General features: G+C 55.8%; 20 protein-coding genes. 10 read left to right on the top strand and 10 right to left on the bottom strand.

Translation table 11 applies throughout. From position 1 onward, the window contains the following. The first annotated feature begins 61 nt into the window (after positions 1 to 61). The 5 genes from ACTNE6_RS00655 (at position 62) to ACTNE6_RS00635 (ending at position 5,779) form a co-directional block, all read left to right on the top strand. On the top strand, positions 62 to 1,171 hold the full coding sequence (locus tag ACTNE6_RS00655) for a lytic murein transglycosylase (RefSeq protein WP_442498260.1): 1,110 nt from the start codon (positions 62 to 64) through the stop codon (positions 1,169 to 1,171). Between the two features lie 197 nt (positions 1,172 to 1,368). Continuing rightward, positions 1,369 to 2,280, top strand: coding sequence for a multicopper oxidase domain-containing protein (locus ACTNE6_RS00650; protein ID WP_442498259.1), 912 nt, complete (start codon positions 1,369 to 1,371; stop codon positions 2,278 to 2,280). A 15-nt stretch (positions 2,281 to 2,295) separates the two neighbouring features. Beyond that, positions 2,296 to 3,291 carry a multicopper oxidase domain-containing protein gene (locus ACTNE6_RS00645; protein ID WP_442498258.1) on the top strand — a complete coding sequence of 332 codons (996 nt, stop codon included), beginning with the start codon at positions 2,296 to 2,298 and terminating at the stop codon, positions 3,289 to 3,291. An 80-nt stretch (positions 3,292 to 3,371) separates the two neighbouring features. Next, positions 3,372 to 4,577 (top strand): ABC transporter permease, encoded by a 1,206-nt coding sequence (locus ACTNE6_RS00640; RefSeq protein WP_442498257.1) that lies wholly within the window; start codon positions 3,372 to 3,374, stop codon positions 4,575 to 4,577. A gap of 2 nt (positions 4,578 to 4,579) precedes the next feature. Then, positions 4,580 to 5,779, top strand: coding sequence for an ABC transporter permease (locus tag ACTNE6_RS00635; protein ID WP_442498256.1), 1,200 nt, complete (start codon positions 4,580 to 4,582; stop codon positions 5,777 to 5,779). 134 nt (positions 5,780 to 5,913) lie between these two features. Here ACTNE6_RS00635 and ACTNE6_RS00630 read toward each other — a convergent pair whose 3' ends face one another. The 3 genes from ACTNE6_RS00630 to ACTNE6_RS00620 form a co-directional block, all read right to left on the bottom strand. Then, positions 5,914 to 6,084: a hypothetical protein gene (locus ACTNE6_RS00630; protein ID WP_194971228.1), complete on the bottom strand. Its 171-nt coding sequence runs from the start codon at positions 6,082 to 6,084 to the stop codon at positions 5,914 to 5,916. A 23-nt stretch (positions 6,085 to 6,107) separates the two neighbouring features. After that, a complete protein-coding gene (locus tag ACTNE6_RS00625) occupies positions 6,108 to 6,539 on the bottom strand; it encodes a hypothetical protein (RefSeq protein ID WP_442498255.1) in 432 nt (143 codons plus the stop codon). 133 nt (positions 6,540 to 6,672) lie between these two features. After that, positions 6,673 to 7,290, bottom strand: coding sequence for a DUF3455 domain-containing protein (locus tag ACTNE6_RS00620; protein ID WP_442498254.1), 618 nt, complete (start codon positions 7,288 to 7,290; stop codon positions 6,673 to 6,675). A 611-nt stretch (positions 7,291 to 7,901) separates the two neighbouring features. On the opposite strand from ACTNE6_RS00620, the gene ACTNE6_RS00615 reads away from it, so the two are divergent. After that, positions 7,902 to 8,528: a glutathione S-transferase family protein gene (locus ACTNE6_RS00615; protein ID WP_442498253.1), complete on the top strand. Its 627-nt coding sequence runs from the start codon at positions 7,902 to 7,904 to the stop codon at positions 8,526 to 8,528. Between the two features lie 471 nt (positions 8,529 to 8,999). Here the strand turns inward: ACTNE6_RS00615 and ACTNE6_RS00610 are convergent, their stop codons facing one another. The 3 genes from ACTNE6_RS00610 to ACTNE6_RS00600 all read right to left on the bottom strand — a co-directional run bounded on the left by ACTNE6_RS00610 (position 9,000) and on the right by ACTNE6_RS00600 (position 10,952). Then, a complete protein-coding gene (locus ACTNE6_RS00610) occupies positions 9,000 to 9,683 on the bottom strand; it encodes a hypothetical protein (RefSeq protein ID WP_442498252.1) in 684 nt (227 codons plus the stop codon). 158 nt (positions 9,684 to 9,841) lie between these two features. Continuing rightward, a complete protein-coding gene (locus tag ACTNE6_RS00605) occupies positions 9,842 to 10,519 on the bottom strand; it encodes a rhodanese-like domain-containing protein (RefSeq protein ID WP_442498251.1) in 678 nt (225 codons plus the stop codon). Positions 10,520 to 10,565: 46 nt separating this feature from the next. Continuing rightward, positions 10,566 to 10,952 (bottom strand): hypothetical protein, encoded by a 387-nt coding sequence (locus tag ACTNE6_RS00600; RefSeq protein ID WP_442498250.1) that lies wholly within the window; start codon positions 10,950 to 10,952, stop codon positions 10,566 to 10,568. Between the two features lie 460 nt (positions 10,953 to 11,412). Here ACTNE6_RS00600 and ACTNE6_RS00595 point away from each other — a divergent pair, with 460 nt between their 5' ends. The 3 genes from ACTNE6_RS00595 (at position 11,413) to ACTNE6_RS00585 (ending at position 13,005) form a co-directional block, all read left to right on the top strand. Continuing rightward, positions 11,413 to 11,889: a MarR family winged helix-turn-helix transcriptional regulator gene (locus ACTNE6_RS00595; RefSeq protein ID WP_194971235.1), complete on the top strand. Its 477-nt coding sequence runs from the start codon at positions 11,413 to 11,415 to the stop codon at positions 11,887 to 11,889. A gap of 315 nt (positions 11,890 to 12,204) precedes the next feature. Continuing rightward, entirely contained in the window at positions 12,205 to 12,840 is a 636-nt protein-coding gene (gene lexA / locus ACTNE6_RS00590; protein ID WP_442498249.1) for a transcriptional repressor LexA, read from the top strand. Positions 12,841 to 12,855: 15 nt separating this feature from the next. Continuing rightward, a complete protein-coding gene (locus ACTNE6_RS00585) occupies positions 12,856 to 13,005 on the top strand; it encodes a hypothetical protein (RefSeq protein ID WP_194971237.1) in 150 nt (49 codons plus the stop codon). Between the two features lie 184 nt (positions 13,006 to 13,189). Here ACTNE6_RS00585 and mmoC read toward each other — a convergent pair whose 3' ends face one another. Then, positions 13,190 to 14,224, bottom strand: coding sequence for an aromatic/alkene monooxygenase hydroxylase FAD-binding subunit MmoC (mmoC, locus tag ACTNE6_RS00580; protein WP_442498248.1), 1,035 nt, complete (start codon positions 14,222 to 14,224; stop codon positions 13,190 to 13,192). A 68-nt stretch (positions 14,225 to 14,292) separates the two neighbouring features. Then, the gene (hcp, locus tag ACTNE6_RS00575) at positions 14,293 to 15,963 is read right to left on the bottom strand and encodes a hydroxylamine reductase (protein WP_442498247.1); all 1,671 of its coding nucleotides are present in this window, start codon (positions 15,961 to 15,963) and stop codon (positions 14,293 to 14,295) included. A gap of 181 nt (positions 15,964 to 16,144) precedes the next feature. On the opposite strand from hcp, the gene norR reads away from it, so the two are divergent. Next, positions 16,145 to 17,680, top strand: a complete 1,536-nt coding sequence (gene norR, locus ACTNE6_RS00570) for a nitric oxide reductase transcriptional regulator NorR (RefSeq protein WP_442498246.1) — start codon at positions 16,145 to 16,147, stop codon at positions 17,678 to 17,680. Between the two features lie 37 nt (positions 17,681 to 17,717). Here the strand turns inward: norR and ACTNE6_RS00565 are convergent, their stop codons facing one another. Both ACTNE6_RS00565 and ACTNE6_RS00560 read right to left on the bottom strand, forming a co-directional pair. Beyond that, on the bottom strand, positions 17,718 to 18,152 hold the full coding sequence (locus ACTNE6_RS00565; protein WP_442498245.1) for a hypothetical protein: 435 nt from the start codon (positions 18,150 to 18,152) through the stop codon (positions 17,718 to 17,720). A 415-nt stretch (positions 18,153 to 18,567) separates the two neighbouring features. Continuing rightward, on the bottom strand, positions 18,568 to 18,831 hold the full coding sequence (locus ACTNE6_RS00560) for a hypothetical protein (RefSeq protein ID WP_442498244.1): 264 nt from the start codon (positions 18,829 to 18,831) through the stop codon (positions 18,568 to 18,570). Between the last annotated feature and the right edge of the window lie 334 nt (positions 18,832 to 19,165).

Genomic DNA, 19,165 nt, shown 5'->3' with positions numbered 1-19,165 from the left:
GCCGTATGGATGTAATGGTGCTCTTTTAATGGGGACCGCTAATCAATAAGAAGACAAAATCATGCTAATAACAAATGTAGTTTATAAAAGGGCAGCCAAACTGGCCTTGACCTTGCTGCTCGTCGGCTGTGCCAGTGATACGGAGAATTACCGCTCCGATACGCTGGGCTCTATGAAGCCGCAGAACCGGGTTCCATCCCAGCCTAATACAACGGGAAAAAACACAATCCCGCCGCTTCAACCCTACCGAAAATCCACGTCCTCCCTTGTCCATTCAGCCGATGCATTGACCGGGATTTATGCCTACTCCCAACCCGTGCATACCTTTATCCGGCACATGGTGCAAAAACACGGTTTCTCGGAAAAGTATCTGAACGCCCTGTTCTCGCAGGCCACACGCTTGGATTCCGTGATCCGCCTTGAAAATGCCCAGAAAGGTCCCAGCTCCGGCCCCAGTATCCCGAAACCGGGCAGCTGGTCGCGCTACCGCAGCAAATTTTTGACCAGTGAGCATATCGCCCATGGCGCCGAGTTCTGGGCTGAAAATGCCGACGTGATCCAGAGAGCCAGCGCCACTTATGGCGTCGATCCCGAATATATCGTCGCGATCATCGGCGTCGAGACCTACTTCGGCCGCAACATCGGCAAGACCTGCATTTTCAATGCCCTGGCTACTTTGGCGTTCGATACCGAGAGACGCGCCTCGTTTTTTGCCACGGAACTGGAGAACTTCCTGCTCATGACGCGCGAGGAAGGCTTCGAACCTTTTGAGCCGGTCGGTTCCTGGGCCGGAGCCATGGGCCTTGGACAGTTCATGCCGAGCAGCTTCCGCCGCCTGGCTGTCGATTTCGATAACAACGGCGTGCGCAATCTGTGGAATCAGCATGATGCGATCGGCAGCGTCGCGCACTATTTCTCGCGCAGCGGCTGGCAGCCCAGCAAACCCGTCGCGCATCAGGCTCATGGCCGCAACAGCGCCTCGACCATTGCCCTGAGCACTTATGAAGGCAATGAGTTCTGGCAGGTTTATCCCAATTTCAAGGTGATCAAGCGTTACAACAACAGCGACAAGTATGCCATGGCCGTGCATCAGCTGGCGCAGGCCATCAAGCAGCGTTATGCCGCCACTCAGGGCGGGCCGGCGCTGGTCATGAGACGCGACCGCATGTAATCCTTGCCCTGTTTTTGCAGGTGCATTCATAGTATCGACTGTGTCATATGCCACACTAAAACTGCGGCATATGACACAGTTTTTTTAAGACAGACAATGCTCAATCTCTAATCCATTGTTTTTATTAACATATTCAGCAGGCACGCTTATTGCCCTTAGTTGTAATTTTATAATTACAAAAATAAGGAAGGACAAGCATGCTGAAAAAGCTCGGTTTAACTGTTTTATTGCTGCTCGGGCACAGCGCGGCTGATGCCGCCGAGCGCAACTTTACGCTGCACATCGACGACGGCGATTTGACCATTACCGGCGCGGGCGGCACGACCCTGTCGATATGGGGCTACGGCGAGTCAGCCGGCCTGCCGGCCGTGCCGGCACCGACTTTGACCGTCAATGAAGGCGACACCGTCAACGTGACCGTCTACAACCACCGCAATGCGCCGCACAATTTCGTCGTACAGAACGTCACGACCGATACCAATTCTATCGCCGCCAACGGCAGCAAAATTTATTCGTTTACCGCGCCGACAGCAGGCAGCTACCTCTACAGCGACACGCTGAACAACAATATCAATCGCGAAATGGGCCTGCACGGCGCCCTGATCGTGCGCCCGGCCGACAATAGCAATACCGCCTGGACCGGCGGCCCCGCTTATGACCATGAGCGGATCTGGGTCATCAGCGATATGGACAAGCCGCGCTGGAACGACGTGGCCTCAACCGGCGGCAACGTCGATACGGCCGTCTACAAGCCCAATTACTTCATGCTCAACGGCCTGGGCGGTTTCGATGCCATGATGGACCACAACACCATGATCATGGGCATGATGGATGAAGTAACGCTGGTGCGCATCGTCAACGCCGGCCAGTTCAGCCATTCCCTGCATTTCCACGGCAACCACTTTGAAGTCATCAATGTCAGCGGCGTACGCCAGCCGACGCCGTTTGAACAGTGGGATACGATCAATGTGCCGCCGATGAGCGTGGCCGAAGTGCTCTATACCGTCAACCAGTATGGCGAATACCCGATGCATGTCCATACCGCCCAGGCCGAGACCGCCAACGGCGTGTACCTGAACGGCGGCGCCACCATGATCATGATGCACTAAGCCAGGAGGAAAGCCATGAAAAAAACAGCACCTATTTTATTATTAAGCGCTCTGGGCCTGGCTGCATCCCCTGTATCAGCGGCGACCATCAACAAAAGCCTCTGCGTCGGTTCCTTGAGCAAGACCCTGAGCGGCCAATCGGTCAGGTTCTGGGGCTACTATGACTGCAGCGGCGGCATGGGCGGTGGCGGCATGATGGGCGGCGGCACCGTGCCGGGCCCGGTTATTGAAATCGGCGCCGGCGACACGTTGAACCTGACGCTGAACGTGAACATGATGACGCCGCAAGAAATGTCCCCGTACAATGGTCATACCGTCCATCTGCACGGCGCCGACGTGCAGACCGATGAGGACGGCGTGCCGGAAACCAACGGCAATCGCGTCACCGGCGACACCTATACCTGGGCGCCGTCGGCCGGCCATGAAGGCAGCTATCCGTACCATTGCCACGTGCATACGGTCAAGCATCTGGAAATGGGCATGTACAGCGCCATCATCGTGCGCCCGCGCGACGGGTCCGGCAACTTCATGAATCGGCTGAATCAGGATGCGGCCACAGCCTATGATTACTCGCAGGTTTATGTGTTAAGCACGGTAGACCCGGCTTATCACACCGCCACGGGCGATTCGACCGTGTTCGCCGACTACAACCCTCAGTATTTCCTGCTGTCCGGCAAGGAAGGCAAAACCACTGGCGCGCCGGCCATGACCTTGGCCGCGGCCAAAAACAAGAAAGTGGCGCTGCGCCTGGTCGGCATGCATTCGACCAATTCCACGTTCCAGATCAAGGACACGGGCGGCAACCTGAAGCCGTTCACGGTCTATATCCGCGACGGCCGGGCCTTGCCGACGCCGAAGACCGTGACCAGCCTCGACATCTCGCCGGGCCAGCGCGCCGACCTGATCGTGGCGCTGCCGTCGACCTCAGGCACCTGGTATCCGCAGGTCGTCTACAAAAAACTGCGCGATAACGCCGCCTACGCGACCGTTTACGGCAAAATCACTTTTTAACCGGCCGCAGTTCGGTTAGGCTACTCCTGATTGGCCGTTCATGTCTGTGCGCGGACGGCCAAGGCCACAGGAGTTAGCCCATGTTTTTCAAAGACACCTTAATTCATGCTTTTGGCGCGATCCGAGCGCAACGCCTGCGCGCCATATTGATTATCCTGGCCATGAGCATCGGCGTGGCTTCCGTGACGGTGCTGACGGCCTTGGGCGAAAGCGCCCGCCTTTATATCATCAATGAGTTCGAATCGCTGGGCACGCATCTGGTCATCGTGCTGCCGGGACGCACCGAAACGACGGGCGCTGCGCCGCCGATGTTCGGCGAGACGCCCCGCGACCTGACGCTGGACGATGCCTATGCCCTACTCAGGAGCCCCCATGTGGCCGCCATCGCGCCGGTAACGGTCGGTTCCGCGCCGGTTTCGGCGGAAGGCCTGGAGCGCGAAACCAATATCCTCGGTTCGACGCATGCCCTGATCCGCGTGCGCCATCTGAGCATGGCGCAGGGCCGCTTCCTGCCGGAGGCGGAACCCGACAAAGCCATGTCGGTCTGCGTGATCGGCCAGACCATACGCGAACAACTGTTCCCCAGCAAGCCAGCGGTCGGCGAATGGCTGCGCATCAACGACCGCCGTTTCCGCGTGGTCGGCGTGCTGGCCTCGGAAGGCCAGTCCATCGGCACCGATTTCGATGAAATCGTCATCATTCCGGTCGCCTCGGCGCAGGCGCTGTTCGATACCAGCTCGCTGTTCCGGATTCTGGTCGAGACTAAATCCAAGGAGGCCATGGTTCAGGCCGCCGAGGACATCAGAACCATCATCAAGGCCCGGCACGAAGGCGAGGACGATATCACACTGATCACGCAGGACAGCGTCGTCAGCACGTTCGACAAGATACTGACCGCACTGACCCTGACCGTGGCCAGCATCGCCGGCATCAGCCTGGCCGTGGCCGGCGTGCTGGTCATGAATGTCATGCTGGTCAGCGTCACGCAGCGGACGGCCGAAATCGGTCTGCTGAAAGCGCTAGGCGCCACAAAACGCCAGCTGATCGCGCTGTTTCTGACCGAAGCGGCGCTGCTGTCGCTGGCCGGCGCGGTCCTGGGCGTCGTGCTGGGCCGCGTCACGCTGTGGGTGCTGCAGGCGCTGTATCCCAACTTCCCGTTCATCCTGCCGGTCTGGGCGCTGCTGGCGGCGCTGGGCGTGTCCCTGTTCACGGGACTCGTATTCGGCGTGTTGCCGGCCCGGAAGGCCGCACGCCTCGACCCCGTGGCCGCCCTGGCGAGGAGGTAACGATGCGCACTGTCGACCTGATCGCCTTGTCGTACCGGACCGTCATCAGCCACAAGCTGCGTTCGGGCCTGACTGCCTTAGGGCTGATCATCGGCATCGCTGCGGTCGTGATACTGACCTCGATCGGCCGCGGCATCCATGCCTTCGTGCTGAGCGAATTTACCCAGTTCGGCACGAACCTGATCGCCGTCTTTCCCGGCAGGACCACGACTTTCGGCCTGTCCGGCGCCACGATCAGCACCGTGCGCCCCTTGTCGCTGGCCGATGCCGGCAGCCTGGAGCGGCTGGACGACGTGCTTGCCGTCTCGCCGCTCGTGCAGGGCAACGCCCGCGTCGAAGCCGGCAACAAACAGCGGCGCACGAATGTGCTGGGCGTCGGCTCGGCCGTGCCAATGGTCTGGCGGATCAAGGTCGCCTTGGGCAGTTTCCTGCCTGCCGGCGAGCAGGATAACCCACGCGCACTGGCCGTCCTCGGCCATAAGCTGGCGCGGGAACTGTTCGGCACGGGCAGTCCGCTAGGCCAGCGCATCCGCGTCGGCACCGACCGCTATCTCGTGATCGGCGTCATGGAAAGCAAGGGCCAGCTGCTGGGCTTTGACATGGACGACACGCTTTACATTCCGGCCGCCAAGGCGCTGGCGCTGTTCGATCGCGAAAGCCTCATGGAAATCGACATTCTTTATGAAAGCGATGCCCCGGTCGCGCGTCTGGAAAAAGCCATTAAAAGGCTGCTGATCGCACGGCACGGCCTGGAGGATTTCACGATCGTGACCCAGAACCAGATGCTGGAAAAGATGGATTCGATCCTGAATATCCTGACCCTGGCCGTGGCGGCGCTGGGCAGCATCTCGCTGCTGGTCGGCTCGGTCGGCATCCTGACCATCATGACCATCGCGGTGTCGGAAAGGACTTCGGAAATTGGCCTGCTGCGGGCCATCGGCGCGGAGCGGCGCACGATCTTCCGGCTGTTTCTGGCCGAGGCGCTGGCGTTGAGCGCGACCGGCGGACTGGTCGGCGTGCTGGCCGGCATCGCCGCGGTGCAGCTTATCGCGGCCGCCCTGCCCGCCTTGCCGGTGCAACTGGCCTGGACCTATGCCGCGGCGGCGTTCCTGGTATCCCTGATGATCGGCGTCATCGCCGGCGTGGCCCCGGCCATGAAAGCGGCCCGGCTGGAGCCGCTGGAGGCGCTGCGGACCGAGTGAGGTAAAAGCCTGAAACACCCCTTCCGGATGTTAGCTCGATCCCGGCAGGTGCGACGCAATGCCTCACCTGCTTTTTTTATTTTCATGGCTCATGATGCGCTTCGGGAAGACCGAAAAGGCGCATGATCTTCCGGCTATTTTTGCCAAAGCTTGAAGGCAGTTACAGCCTGAGAAAGTCCATTATCACGCTTGGCCAAAAACCGGCAGTCGCCAACCTCGTGTAAACGGCCATTTAATCCCGGAAGAGGCTCAGCATGAGAAAGCAACGCCAGAAGCATCCGCCCCATGCCGTAGTCAGGCATCATAGTTCTGATTGGCGGGCTCTGCTTTATTCTCCTGCCAGCGTAATATCAACTAGCCACTGATGCGCATCGGTAATATCACCGCGATCGGTTGTGTGCGCTAAAGCCACAGCGGTGGCTGGCCCTTCCTCAAAGACCGCCTGATTTTGGACCGAGGCATGGATTTCCCATTGCTGGGCGTCGCCAGTGCAAGTGATGCGGGTGCTACCCTCAGCCACGGCCCCCGTTTCACGCTGCGTCACCGTTATCCGCAGAAACGCCCGCTCGCTCTCCGCGCATGCAATCGGCCCGGTCACAATGATATGGTGGCCGTTATCGGTCACGATAGCTTGGGAGTCAATGGTGTTGGCAGCAATCCTCGCGAAGGCTGGAGGAGCGGTGAACAAGCCTGCGAGCGTCACGGCAAGAGCGGCTGATACGAAGCATTTCACATATTTTGGGGTTGGTTCAGTTAACATGATTCTTCCTGTTTTTTGTTGATGTTGATGATGAGCGCTGCCTGACGCCTAGCATCGCAGATCAGGTTATCGCGTGCCGGCCGGCGTCAGGCATGACTTGGCCAGGAGAGCCTGGGGTCATGCGAATTTGATCCTAGTCGTCTTGCTTGTAGAAGAAATAGTCAGCCGTGTAACGTACCAGTGCCTTCTTGCCGATGTCCGTCGACAAGTCACAGCCTGCCGATGGCGCGGTCCCTCCGGAAGTGTTCAGCCGCTGGATGAAGGTGGTCTCTGTCAGCTTGCCTCCACCGGTAGGCCCGTCCTGCGCGCCAACCACCTGAACCAGGAGCCAGGGAATGGCGCCCGGCTGGACGAAGTCGGGGTCGGAAGAAGAAGCGATCCCCGCGCCCCATACGGTGCTTGTATCCTGTGACTGCTGCCACGTGACGCGGGACGCATCAGCCTCAAACGGATTCGGACTGAGGAAGTGGGTGATGATTTGCTTATCGTTGTCATTGAACAGGGTGGCCTGCGGCCCGAAGAATGTCCAGGCAAAACCAGAGCCTGAAGGCAGGCAAATGTAATCCTGAGTGCCTTCGGCATGGCCCACCAGAAATGCTTTGTTTCCTGCCGGCACCTGAATATCGGCAGGCACGGGCGGTGGTGTGACAGAGTCGGCGTGGACCGGCTGCGGTAAAAAGACAGTGAAAACCACGGCGAGAGCAGCCGATACGAAGGAATTCTCGTGCTTTTTAGCTCGATGAGTAAACATGGGGGGTCTCCTTTCTGTTAGGGGCGAAGCTGAATGCCGTCAGGCATCTGATTGGCAATCCAGGTCGACGCGATAATTCATTATCGATGTTGTACCAGGTTGGATTTCCTCTGTTTGAGCGGCTATTGTTCCTTTTTTTAACTGAATTTCTATCCGTGCTATTACTATTGGATAATTACTGACGCTGAAGCAATCTTGAGCGAAGTGCTTCCATGTAATTTGACTGGCTGCTTTCTGCCGGCACACTGCTATTCAGAAATGCAAATTGAACGGTGGTTGTCTTGAACCCGGATTTTCGCAAATGATGATAGACCATTAGCGGATCTGACTAGCACTGATCTTGTGCTGATCCATATTGTCTTGAGGTTAACCTCAAATCCTGCGGGGCTCCGTAAGAATATAAACAAGCCGTTTTTCATCGCGTATCAGTATCTGTTGTCGGCATGCCTGATCGTATCTTTTGCTGGATGCGTAGAGTATGGCCCACTGTCTACGTGGAGATTATAATGCTCAAGGCATTGCGGCGGCCTAACTGTTCGTACAGGCGGACCTTGCTCTCTATGCCGCTTAACCTAGGAATTAGAACCATCCATTTAAGGAGAAATCATATAATGAACGATCTGGTGCTTTATACAAATCCACAATCCCGCGGGCGCATTGTCCACTGGCTGCTTGAAGAGGTTGGCCTGCCTTACGAGACGGTCTGGCTAGAGTTCGGGCCAGCCATGAAAAGCGACGAATATCTTGCTGTGAATCCTATGGGCAAGGTTCCCGCCCTTAAGCACGCTAGCGCTTTAGTCACGGAAACTGCGGCCATCTGCGTCTATCTTGCGGATCGTTTCCCGGAGAAAAACCTGATCCCTCCGTCAGATCACCCTGCTCGCGCCAGCTATTTCAGATGGCTGTTTTTCGGAGCGGGCCCGCTGGACCAGGCCGCGGCCACTAAAGCGCTTGGTTGGGAAGTACCCGAGGGCAAGAGCGGTTTTGTCGGGTTCGGCAGCTACAGCGCTACGCTCGATGCCCTTGAGAAGGCGTTAACGCCTGGACCGTACATTTGCGGCGAGCAATTTACTGCCGTGGATGTGTATATTGGCTCGCTGCTTGGCTGGGGTATGATGTTTGGCACTATTGAAAAGCGCCCTCTGTTTGAAGCTTATGTTGAGCGGCTATATGCCCGCCCGGCCGTCCAGCGGGCCACTCGTATTAACGAAGACTATTTGAAAAGCCGCAATCCCTAAACCGCCTGCCGAGAGGGACCGCATGCGCGTCCCTCGCCTCCACGTCATAGATATTTGCAATAATTTTGTGCTATCCCGCGCTGCCTGTTTCCGGCTGATGCTTGCCTGACGCCACAGCTTTTTTGCCTTGAATGAAAAAAACAGAGAAGATGTGTCGAAATTTTTGATGAATAAACAGACCATTCCAAGGAGCGCAGCGCAAATGCGGCACATCATTACTTTCTCGTGTTTTGCGGCGGCAATCGTATTGTATGCTGTCGGGGGCGCCTCGGGCGCTATTGCATTCTTCGTTGCGGGGCTGCTCGCTGAGATAGTGTTCTGGATTCGGCTTTTTCGGAGCGAAGAAAGCGAGTAGCCTGTTTGGGTAGCCAGCGCCACGTTAACTTTAAGTCATCAAAATTGGATCTGATAAACACCGGATTTTTCTGAAAAGATTACGGGGATAGAAAACTATCTATCCCCGTAATCTTTTCAATTGGGCATCCGCCCCCTTGTTTCCAAACCACTCGGCGGCATTTTATCAATCGAAGTCTTCCTGCACGTCATAGCGACAAACTCCATTTTTTGCTGGATCTCATGGGGCGGAGGCGTTCCCGTGCCTTGAATCTTCTCAAGCAACTTAAAATCTTCATAACTCAGGCGGCCAACCATATTCTTGCTGGCACAGCTACAGTAGTCCATGATCAAATTTTCAGGTACGCCGTAGTTTTCGACCGATACGCGCTGACTGCGATAACAGCTGGCATAAATCGATTGCACAAGCTCCCTCTCAAAGTCATTTATACCAACTGGAGGGCGGGCATCGTTCGATGCTGGCGCGCTACCGTACTCCCTGCTGTAACTCCCGCCGTAGTCTCTATCGGAATATGTACGGGGGTCTCTACTGTAACCGTTGCCATACTCTCTGCCATCATACTCTCCATCGTAGCCTCTATAATCCCTGTAGTCTCCGTAATCTCTATCGTAGTCTCCGTAGTATCGGTAATCCCTATCGTACTCTTCCCCTGAGGCGATAAGCGGATAACTTTGAAGACTCACGAAAGCCAAAGCCGATACAATTATGTATTGCCGGACTCCGAATGGCTTCTTATTTTTGCTGGCGAGATATAGGATTCCGGTTAGCGCGCTGAAACACAGTAAATAGACAATCATCATTCCGGGCATGGTTGAAGGTGCGGCAAAAGCTAAAAAACATTCTAATATTGTATATCAGCACAGCTTATAGCCTCGCATGCCAAAAAACTGATAAGCCTTTCTCGAAAGCCACTTTTATCGGCCAGAATCGAACATGAGCCAAACGGCGCATTTGCCGTTTATTGAAAAGCAAAACCCGCTTTTTTCCAGGCCTCTGCGCCGCCCTCAAGATTGAATAGGTTGCGGTAACCCAATTCATGAAGGGATCTTGCCGCCGCATTTCCCATAGGACCGCCTTTGCAATAAAGATAGATGGCTGTATTTTTGTCTTTGGGCAGTCTGTCTTTGTATTTCTCGATTTCGTTGTAAGGAATAAAAAGGTCGGTGCCTTTTATATGCGGCTGTTCGGGTATGTGGACATCCACCAGGAATATATCCTCGCGCTGCATGATCTGGTTTAGTTCAGTCACATTGATCATGTTCAGATAATCCGGCTTTTGAAACGTACAACCAGCCGCGAGCAAGATAAAGGTAATAATGAGATAAAGTTTTTTCATAATTACGGCCCTGGAATTCATAAAGACAGTCAACTCATTCATACTGAGCAGATAGAATATAAGCTGTTGATTTAATTGGCTATCATAAGATATCAAAACAATAGCTATGGTTATTGGACAAGTATATTGACAATAGCTATCACTAACAACTTTATCAAAGCTGGCGACCAGCATCGGGTTTGCTGCACTGCGGTGGGCTTCGGCCGGCGCCCACCCGCGAAAAGCCGGCTTGAGATAATTATGCTGCTTTCTGATGTTTACGGCCTGACAGCAAAAAACCCTTGCCCGGCTTTCGGACAAGGGTTTCAGCTTCACTTCAAACGCCGGCCTGCCGGCGCAGGCACTCTTAGTGAGTGGATACGTAGATCTGCTGGATTTCCTTGTAGCGGTTGGCTGCATCGGCCAATGTTACCTTAGCCGACGCCAGATCGTTGTTCTTGAGCTCGGTACGCGCTTTCTTCAAAACACCGCTGGCCTGGTTGCGCTTTAAGTCCAGCGCATTATTGGAGATGTCTTTCTGCAATTGGCGGGCATCGCCGACCATCTCGACCAGCTTCTCGTTGTCTGCGCCATTGTCCAGAGCCGTAATCGTCTCTTCAACTTTCGCCAGCGTATTGTCGATCGCGGCCTTAACGTCCTCATTCGTTGGATTCGCGGCGGACGCGCTGAATGATGCAGTTGCCAGCGCCGCGGCCATAATGGAAGAAGTCAGAAATTTGTTGAATACGTTCATGGGGTAAACCTCATAGTAAATAAATAATTTGTTTTTCACCTGGCGATTAACAGAAGGCTTAGAGAGCTGAACCGGCTCATGTTGATTACCAAGCATGGCGAAAATTCTAACAGATTTTGTTCTAATTAGAACAAATTTTGTTCTAACTCAGATTATTTATTTGAACATCTCGCTTTTTTCAAGCGCGCCATTCTTGATCATGAAAAAAATTTCCTTTTATTATCATGCGGTTAAATGATTTCTGCAGCATCCGGCATACACATTCGATAATGCTGTGATAAATGCTCAGTTTCAGCCTTATGGCTGGCAAGCCTTGCCGTAAAAATGAATGGATTTGTTTTCGAAGAGAAAAACCACAGTTTTTTTAAGAAAATAACAGCCAAAAACATTAAAAAACTTGAGGTTATTATCAATCAAGGTTACCATTTAGTTCTAACTACAAATATTGTATCTGAACATTATGAATTCGCCATCAACATTTCCAAGCGTACTGCGCGAGTTGGCGCGGACGCATCAGACTTTTTTGGCCTACGCAGCTTGTCATGTGCACACATTGGATCTGACGCTGCCCCAGTTCGATATCATCCTGACCCTGGGCAATACGGCCGGCATGACCTTCAAACAGCTGGGCGAGAAGACCATCATCACCAAAGGCACTTTGACGGGCATCATCAACCGTCTCGAAGATAAAGGACTGGTTGAGCGCATGGCTTCCAAGACGGACGGCCGCAGCCAGATCGTGCGGCTGACGGCGGCTGGCGTGGCCCTGTTCAAGCGGGCTTACCCCGAACATCTGGAATTCATCTACCGGATATTCAATGATTATTCGCCGGAAGACGTCGCGGCGCTTGAATCGGCTCTACTGCGGCTACATAAAGCAGTCACGGCGGCGCGTGACGAGATGAACAATAAACCGGTCGATGAAACCAGCGAATAGGCGATCACAGCGCCATTCCTGCCTGTTTTTTAATAGCCGCACGACTTCATAAAGCGAGCCTTTGCTTATCGGCGCGAGCCTGCGCCAATTAATTCCGCCACTCGGCAGAACATGTCGGGACAGGCGACCGCAATTTATCGCAGAATCAGCACCGGATGCGGACCGAAGCTCACAGCTTCATTGGCAGCGCACCAATAACTGCTTGATCCATAATGCAATCAGTGAGAGGCTCTCACTTTGTTCTCTTTTTGTTCTCTTTTTCTGGCATTTTGGGCCATTTTTGGTAAGCTGACAAAAAACAAAAAAGGAACGACGATGCATCAATTGACCCGGCGACAGCGGCAAATCCTTGATTTCCTGCGCAACAATCCCGACAAATTTCCGTACCCGCCAACACTGGACGAACTTTGCGCGGCGCTGGGCATGGCCTCCCGGGGCTCCCTGCACAAGCATATCTCGGCCTTGATAGAAGCGGGACTGGTGGAACCGCTTTCAGGCCAGAAGCAAGGCGGCATCCGCCTGACCATCAAGGCGAAACGCAACGAGGATGAGGGCGAGCAGCGTCTGCCGTTTGTCGGCAAGATTGCCGCCGGCAAGCCGATCGAAGCCATCGAACATGTCCATTACATGGCCGTGCCCGAAGTCCTGAGAAGCGATAAGCCCTGCTACGTGCTGCAGGTCAAAGGCGATTCGATGATCGAGGCCGGCATTTTCGATGGCGACTGGGTGGTCATCGAGCAGCGCAGCCATGCCCACAACGGCGAAATCGTCGTAGCCTTGGTCGAGAAAACCGAAGTCACCTTGAAATATATTGAACAGGCACCGGACAAGGTGCTGCTGATCCCGGCCAACGCCAGCCTGGCCGCAATGGCTTATCATCCGGAGCAAGTCGAAATTCAGGGCGTACTGGTCGGGCAAATGCGCAGTTACCGTTCATCACTGATTAAATAAAGGGGGAGAACCATCATGACAAGAAGAATTCATATGCAGGATCAGGTCGGCGCCAACAAGATCGAGGAGATCATGCGCCATGACTACGGTCAGTGCGCCATGGAACAATGGGCGCTGAAGTTTGCGCTGATTGGGATGTTTCTGTTGCTGGGCGTATCCTGGTAACTGATATCATGCACGGGCTGCTTTTTTATGCCGCCCGCCGCGCCAGGCAGGAGCGAAATACTGCCCTTGCCTGGCTCAGATGAGTTTCATATCAAAAGTCCGCAAGTCAATTCCGCCAATCCGATCGAATACTTTGCCGATGCGGCTGCCCGAGGCGAGTTACGACAAGCTAAATGCCAGAGCATCAAGCCGGCAGGAATCTTTCGCTGAACACCTGCTCGACCGGCACGCCTTGAGTGCGGGCAGCCGCTTCGGCGGCCTCAATCAGGGCGGGCGGTCCGCAGAGGTAGATATCGGGCCGGGCATTCAGGCCGTCCAGGTCCTGAGCCAGCGCATCCACCGGCGTGCCGCAAAAGCCCTGCCAGTCCTGGTTCGGCTTCCACACGCACAAGATCACCTGGAGCAGAGGCAGCTCCGCCTTTAACGCCTCCAGCTCCGTCAGGCAGAACAGCTCTTCGACCCGGTTGACGCCGAAATAGAGCCGGACCGGATGTGGTTCCTGAAACTCGGCCATACGCCGGAGCATGGACAGCATGGGCGCCAGTCCTGTGCCGCCGGCCACGAACCAGCGCGGCCTCAGGCCGTTTTCGCTCAGGCCGAAGGCGCCTTGGGGGCCGTGCACGATCAGCGTCTGACCGGCATGGGCCTGTTCCCGCAGCCAGGTGGAGAAAAGCCCGCCGGGCTGGAGGCGGATCAGGAATTCCAGCTGCCCTTCCCAATTGCCCGTGTTGGCAAGCGAGTAGGCGCGCCTGATGGCCTGCCCCGGCACTTCCAGTTCCATGAACTGGCCGGGCTCGAATTCGGCCACGCTGCCGCCGTCGTTGTCCGGCGCGAGGCGCAACATCAGGCGCACGGTGTTTTCGCCGACCGGCTCGATGGCGGCAATTTCGGCGTTGCGGCGCCGGATTTCGCCCAGCAGGATGCGGTCATGGTCAAAAGGCAGGGAGACGCTCAGGTCGCTGAGCGGCGAGGTGCGGCAGAGCAGGATGCCGCCGCGCTCCGCCGCGCCGGCCGGCAGTGCGGCGGGATTGTGCTCGCCCAGGCTATAGTCGCCGCGCGTGACGTCGGCATAGCAGGCGCCGCAGCTGCCCTGGCGGCATTGGGAAGGCAGCGCGATGTGCGCGCCGGCGGCGGCCTCCAGCAGGTTCCGATCGTCGTCGCAATCGAAACGGAGCTGCTCTCCGTCGCGGGTCGTGAGTTCAATAGTGTGAGTGCTCATGTTTTCTTAGGCTCCAGATAAGGCTGGTACGGCCGGGAACGCGCAAGCGTCCCGGCCTTTCTGCGCAATCAGGCAGCTTTCGGCGCCAGCGCGGCGTCGATGTCGGCCTGGGCGGTGGTGATGGGCTGGATACCGAACCTGTCCACCAATGCCTGCACGAGGTTCGGCGTCAGAAAAGCCGGCAGAGTGGGGCCGAGGCGAATGTTGCGGATGCCCAGCGCCAGCAGGGTCAGCAGCACGGCGGCGGCTTTCTGCTCAAACCAGGACACCACCAGCGACAAAGGCAGATCGTTCACATCGCAGTCGAAGGCTTCGGCCAGCGCGGCGGCCACCTTGATGGCGGAATAGCTGTCGTTGCACTGCCCCATGTCGAGCAGGCGCGGAATGCCGCCGATAGCGCCGAAGTCATGCTGATTGAAACGGTACTTGTTGCAGCCCAGCGTCAGCAAGACGGTATCACCGGGCGCTTTCTCGGCGAACTCGGTGTAGTAGTTCCGGCCGGGCGCGGCGCCGTCGCAGCCGCCGATCAGGAAGAAGTGCCGGATGGCGCCGGACTTCACCGCATCGATAACCTGGTCCGCGACGCCGAGCACGGCATCACGCCCGAAACCGATGGTGATGGTTTTCTCGGCCTCGGCTGTTTCCTTGAAACCGGGCAATGCTCGCGCGGCCTGGATCAAGGGCGCGAAATTCTTGTCGCTGATATGGCGCACGCCGGGCCAGCCTACCGGGCCGGCGGTAAAGATGCGCTGACGGTACTGGGGCTGCGGCTCGATGATGCAGTTGGAGGTCATCAGAATGGGGCCGGGGAAGTCGGCAAAGTCCTGCTGTTGATCCTGCCAGGCGCCGCCGTAATTGCCCGCCAGGTGCGGATAGGCCTTGAGTCTGGGGTAGGCGTGGGCGGGCAGCATTTCGCCGTGCGTGTAGATGTTGATGCCGGTATCCAGGGTCTGTTCCAGCAGCGCCGCCAGATCGCCCAGGTCGTGGCCGGACACCAGGATGGCTTTGCCCGGGACCGGAGTCACGCGCACCTGGGTCGGCTGTTGCGCGCCGAAGGCGCCGGTATTGGCCGCATCCAGCAATTCCATCACGGACAGGTTCAAAAAGCCCAGGGCTAGAGACTGGTTGAGCAGGGCATCCGCGTCTGTGGGCTCTGAGCTCAGGAAATCCAGCGCATCCTCAACCCCGGCGTAAACGGCATCGCTTTCCTTGCCCAGCACATGAGCATGATGCGCGTAGGCGCAGACGCCCTTCAGGCCATAGAGCACCAATGACCGCAGTCCGATAATGTCGGGCCCCACCTGCTCGAGTCCGGCATTGATGCCCACGCCGGCGGCTTGCCTGAGCAGACCCTCCGTGTCGGCCGCAGGCTGCCAGGCGGCTGGGCCGGTGAGGCTTTCAGGCACTTTGCCCGCCGCCAGCGCAGCGGCTTCGTAACGGGCCTTGACCTGATCGCGTATCGAGGCGGTTTGCTGCAACATCACGGTGAAGCGGGTGGCGTTGAAGTTGACGTTGGTCAGCGTGGTGAACAGCGCATACAGCATGAAGCCGCCGGCTTCGTTATCGGGCGCATTCAGGGTACGCGCGCGTTTGGCGTATTGGGCGATGCCCTTGACGCCGTGGATCAGCAAGTCCTGCAAATCGGAAGTGGTGGCGTCCTTGCCGCACATGCCTTTGGCGGACGCACAGCCGCTGGCGGTTTCTGAGCGGTAGGTCTGTTCGCATTGGTAACAAAACATCGGATGTTCTCCTTAAGCTGGTTGAATGAAAACAATTTCAAACCAACTTCTGCACTAACTGTGCCAAAAACACGCTATTCGCACCGGGCCTTTAAAACCTTACGCTTTGTACATGATTTAAGGTATAGTTGTCTTATTAACATCGCTGCATAGTTGTGTTTTTAACAACCTGGTTATCACTATGACGACAAATACCTTTCTCACTTCGTTGATTTCAGTGGTCGCGGACCTTTCGACGCATATGCCTCCGGAGCAGCGCTATCAGCGCCTGTTGCAGCATTTGCGCCAGACTTTCCCATGCGATGCATCGGCATTGCTGAAACTGGAAGGCCGCCATCTGGCGCCGCTGGCCGTCAGCGGACTGTCGGAAGATACGCTGGGGCGGCGTTTTGTCATTGATGAGCATCCGCGGCTGGCGCGGATTCTGGCTTCGAATCAGGCCGTGCGCTTCGCCGCCGATTCCGATCTGCCCGACCCCTATGACGGGCTGATCGAGGCGGAGGACAGCCGGCTGCTGGTGCATGACTGCATGGGCGTCACCCTGTTCATCGACGGCGAACCCTGGGGCGTCCTGACGCTGGACGCGCTGAGCGCCGGCACGTTTGACGGCATCGACCCTGTGCAATTCAATGCCTTCATCAGCCTGACCGCCGCGTCGGTCAAGGCCGTCGGGCTGATTTCGTCCCTGGAGCAGCGGGTCAGCTATGTCACCCGCACCCTAAACAGACAAAATGCCGGACACAATCTGATCGGCGAAAGCGAAGGCATGCGGGCACTGCGCAATGAAATCTCCATCGTGGCGCCTTCGGAACTGGCGGTATTGATTATGGGCGAGACGGGCGTGGGCAAGGAACTGGTCGCCCAGCGCATTCACCTGGAATCGACGCGCGCCGACCAGGTGATGGTGTACGTCAATTGCGCGGCGCTGCCTGAAAGCATTGCCGAGAGCGAGCTGTTCGGGCACAGCAAAGGCGCATTTTCCGGCGCCGTCAGCGAACGCGCGGGCAAATTCGAACTGGCCGACGGCGGCACGATTTTTCTCGATGAGATCGGCGAACTGCCGCTTTCAATCCAGGCCAAACTGCTGCGCACGTTGCAAAACGGCGATATCCAGCGCGTCGGCAGCGATCGGCAGATCAAAGTCAATGTCCGCGTCATCGCTGCGACCAACCGCGACTTGCAACAGGAAGTCGCCAACGGCCTTTTCCGTTCCGATCTTTATCATCGTCTGGCGGTTTATCCCATGCACGTTCCGCCCCTGCGGGAGCGGGGAAAAGACGTGCTGCTGCTGGCCGGCGCCTTCCTGGAAAAAAACCAGCAGCACCTGGGCGTCAAGAAACTGCGCCTGGACGCGGGCGCGAAAAAAGCGCTGCAGGACTACCGCTGGCCCGGCAATGTCCGCGAGTTGGAACATTTGCTCAGCCGTGCCGCGCTCAAGGCGGCAACCCGGGGAAATCGCCAGTCGGGTATTGTTACTCTATCCGCCACCTATCTGGACATAGCACCGGATTCACCGGAAGGATCAGGCAACGCATTAGCGGATGTCTCGATCACCTCGGCGCCGCCGATGGATTTCAAAGGCGCGGTTGATGAATTTCAGCGCCGGCTTGTCCAGCAACAAATCGACCTGCACCAAGGCAACAGGGCAGCAGCCGCTCGAGCGCTCGGGCTGGATCGAGGCAATTTTCATCGCCTGCTGAAACGTCTGGCCATTTAACGATCGGGCGATAATCAAGCGCGGCTTGCAGGACGGCTTATATATCCATGAACATCATCGGAAGGCCATAAGTCAGAACAAAATAGCTGAATGCGGCAACAATGCTGATACTCATTCTGAACGAAAACATTTGCCGTAAAATGTAACTGATAATGGAGATATACCATACGACCAGGAATGCCGCCAATCCCATGGATACCTCCTCCCGGTGTTCGTAATGCTCCATTACCATTACCAGATCCAGCACTTCAGCGCCGATTGCCAGCGTCATGATAAAGTTTTCGCAAATGAAAATAGCCGTAAATAACTGGCCGAAATAGTGCCATTTTCTCATGAACAGCAATAAGGTGGCGATAGACGTAAAAGCCATGACGGTTCGCAACAACACTTCCAGCGTGCCGTCGGCGGGATCGGCGATCAGGCTTTCGACGATAATCCCCGACACCAGGTAGAAGGCGATGGCTTTCCACATGAATGATTTGTGAGGATATAAGTCAGCGGGATTGTTTGCGAACCAGCAAAGCGCGAGATATTGAAGTAGCAAATTCATGGTAAAAAACTGTCTGGATAGACCTGCTTTGCACAACAGTAACTTCACAGTGACATTGAAGCATCGCAAGTGTGAACAAAATTCAAAACAGGATGATAGTGAATCACAACCACCTTAAATTATAAGCGGGGCACATGATAACAGAAACTCATATATATTGTGTGGGATTGCCCTGTTCGATAAACGTATCTCTGGCAAACAATATAGGGAACATTAGCTGCTGGACTTGATTCAGTTAAGAATAATTTTCCAGTTTATCGATGAAATCAGCGCTTATGTAGAAGCGGCTTAAGTCGCGCCTTCACACAATGTTGCTTCTCTCCTTATCCTTAAAAAATCAGGCCAATTCGACACCGGCAATTTCTCCCTGATCATTCAATATCAACCGCAGACGGCCATAACAGGGTTTCTGATCGCCCTGACAACCGGAGCCTTCCATGATGCTTTCGAGAAAAGTCACATAGATCAACAGACTCTCGGGCTGCCGCTCGATGATCTCGTAATGGATCGACTCGTTTATGATCCCACCGTTCTGGCTGCAAAAGGCGGCTAATTCCTTACAATTTTGCAGCAGATGAGCAATGGCTAAAGCTTCAGACATGGATTTGCACCTCTCTTTTATGTCTCATAGGATCCAGATTGCGGATTTTCCGCATGGCTGGCATTTTGAATTTAAGCGAGCTGCCTAAAAGCGGACTGTACCTTGTAAACGCGGCCTTGAGTAGAAAAATAAGCGCCGTATAGCGGTTACAAAGACCTTGCCTTTTCTGCTAACATCCGCAAAAAAGGCTAGCGTCTTCCCCTTCTATACATGATCCCGATCATCATGAAAATATCACGCAGAATAGCCGCGAATAAATCAGAGAAGCCGGGCATCTTATCGGTTTGAACTGATTTCAAATTCAGCCTGAATATCAAATGCAGGAACGCCCCCC

The sequence above is a fragment of the Methylobacter sp. sgz302048 genome (assembly GCF_052162025.1).
In the GTDB taxonomy this organism is placed as follows: domain Bacteria; phylum Pseudomonadota; class Gammaproteobacteria; order Methylococcales; family Methylomonadaceae; genus Methylobacter.
Note: the sequence above shows the minus strand (reverse complement) of the source record. Positions and strands in the feature narration are given on the sequence as shown.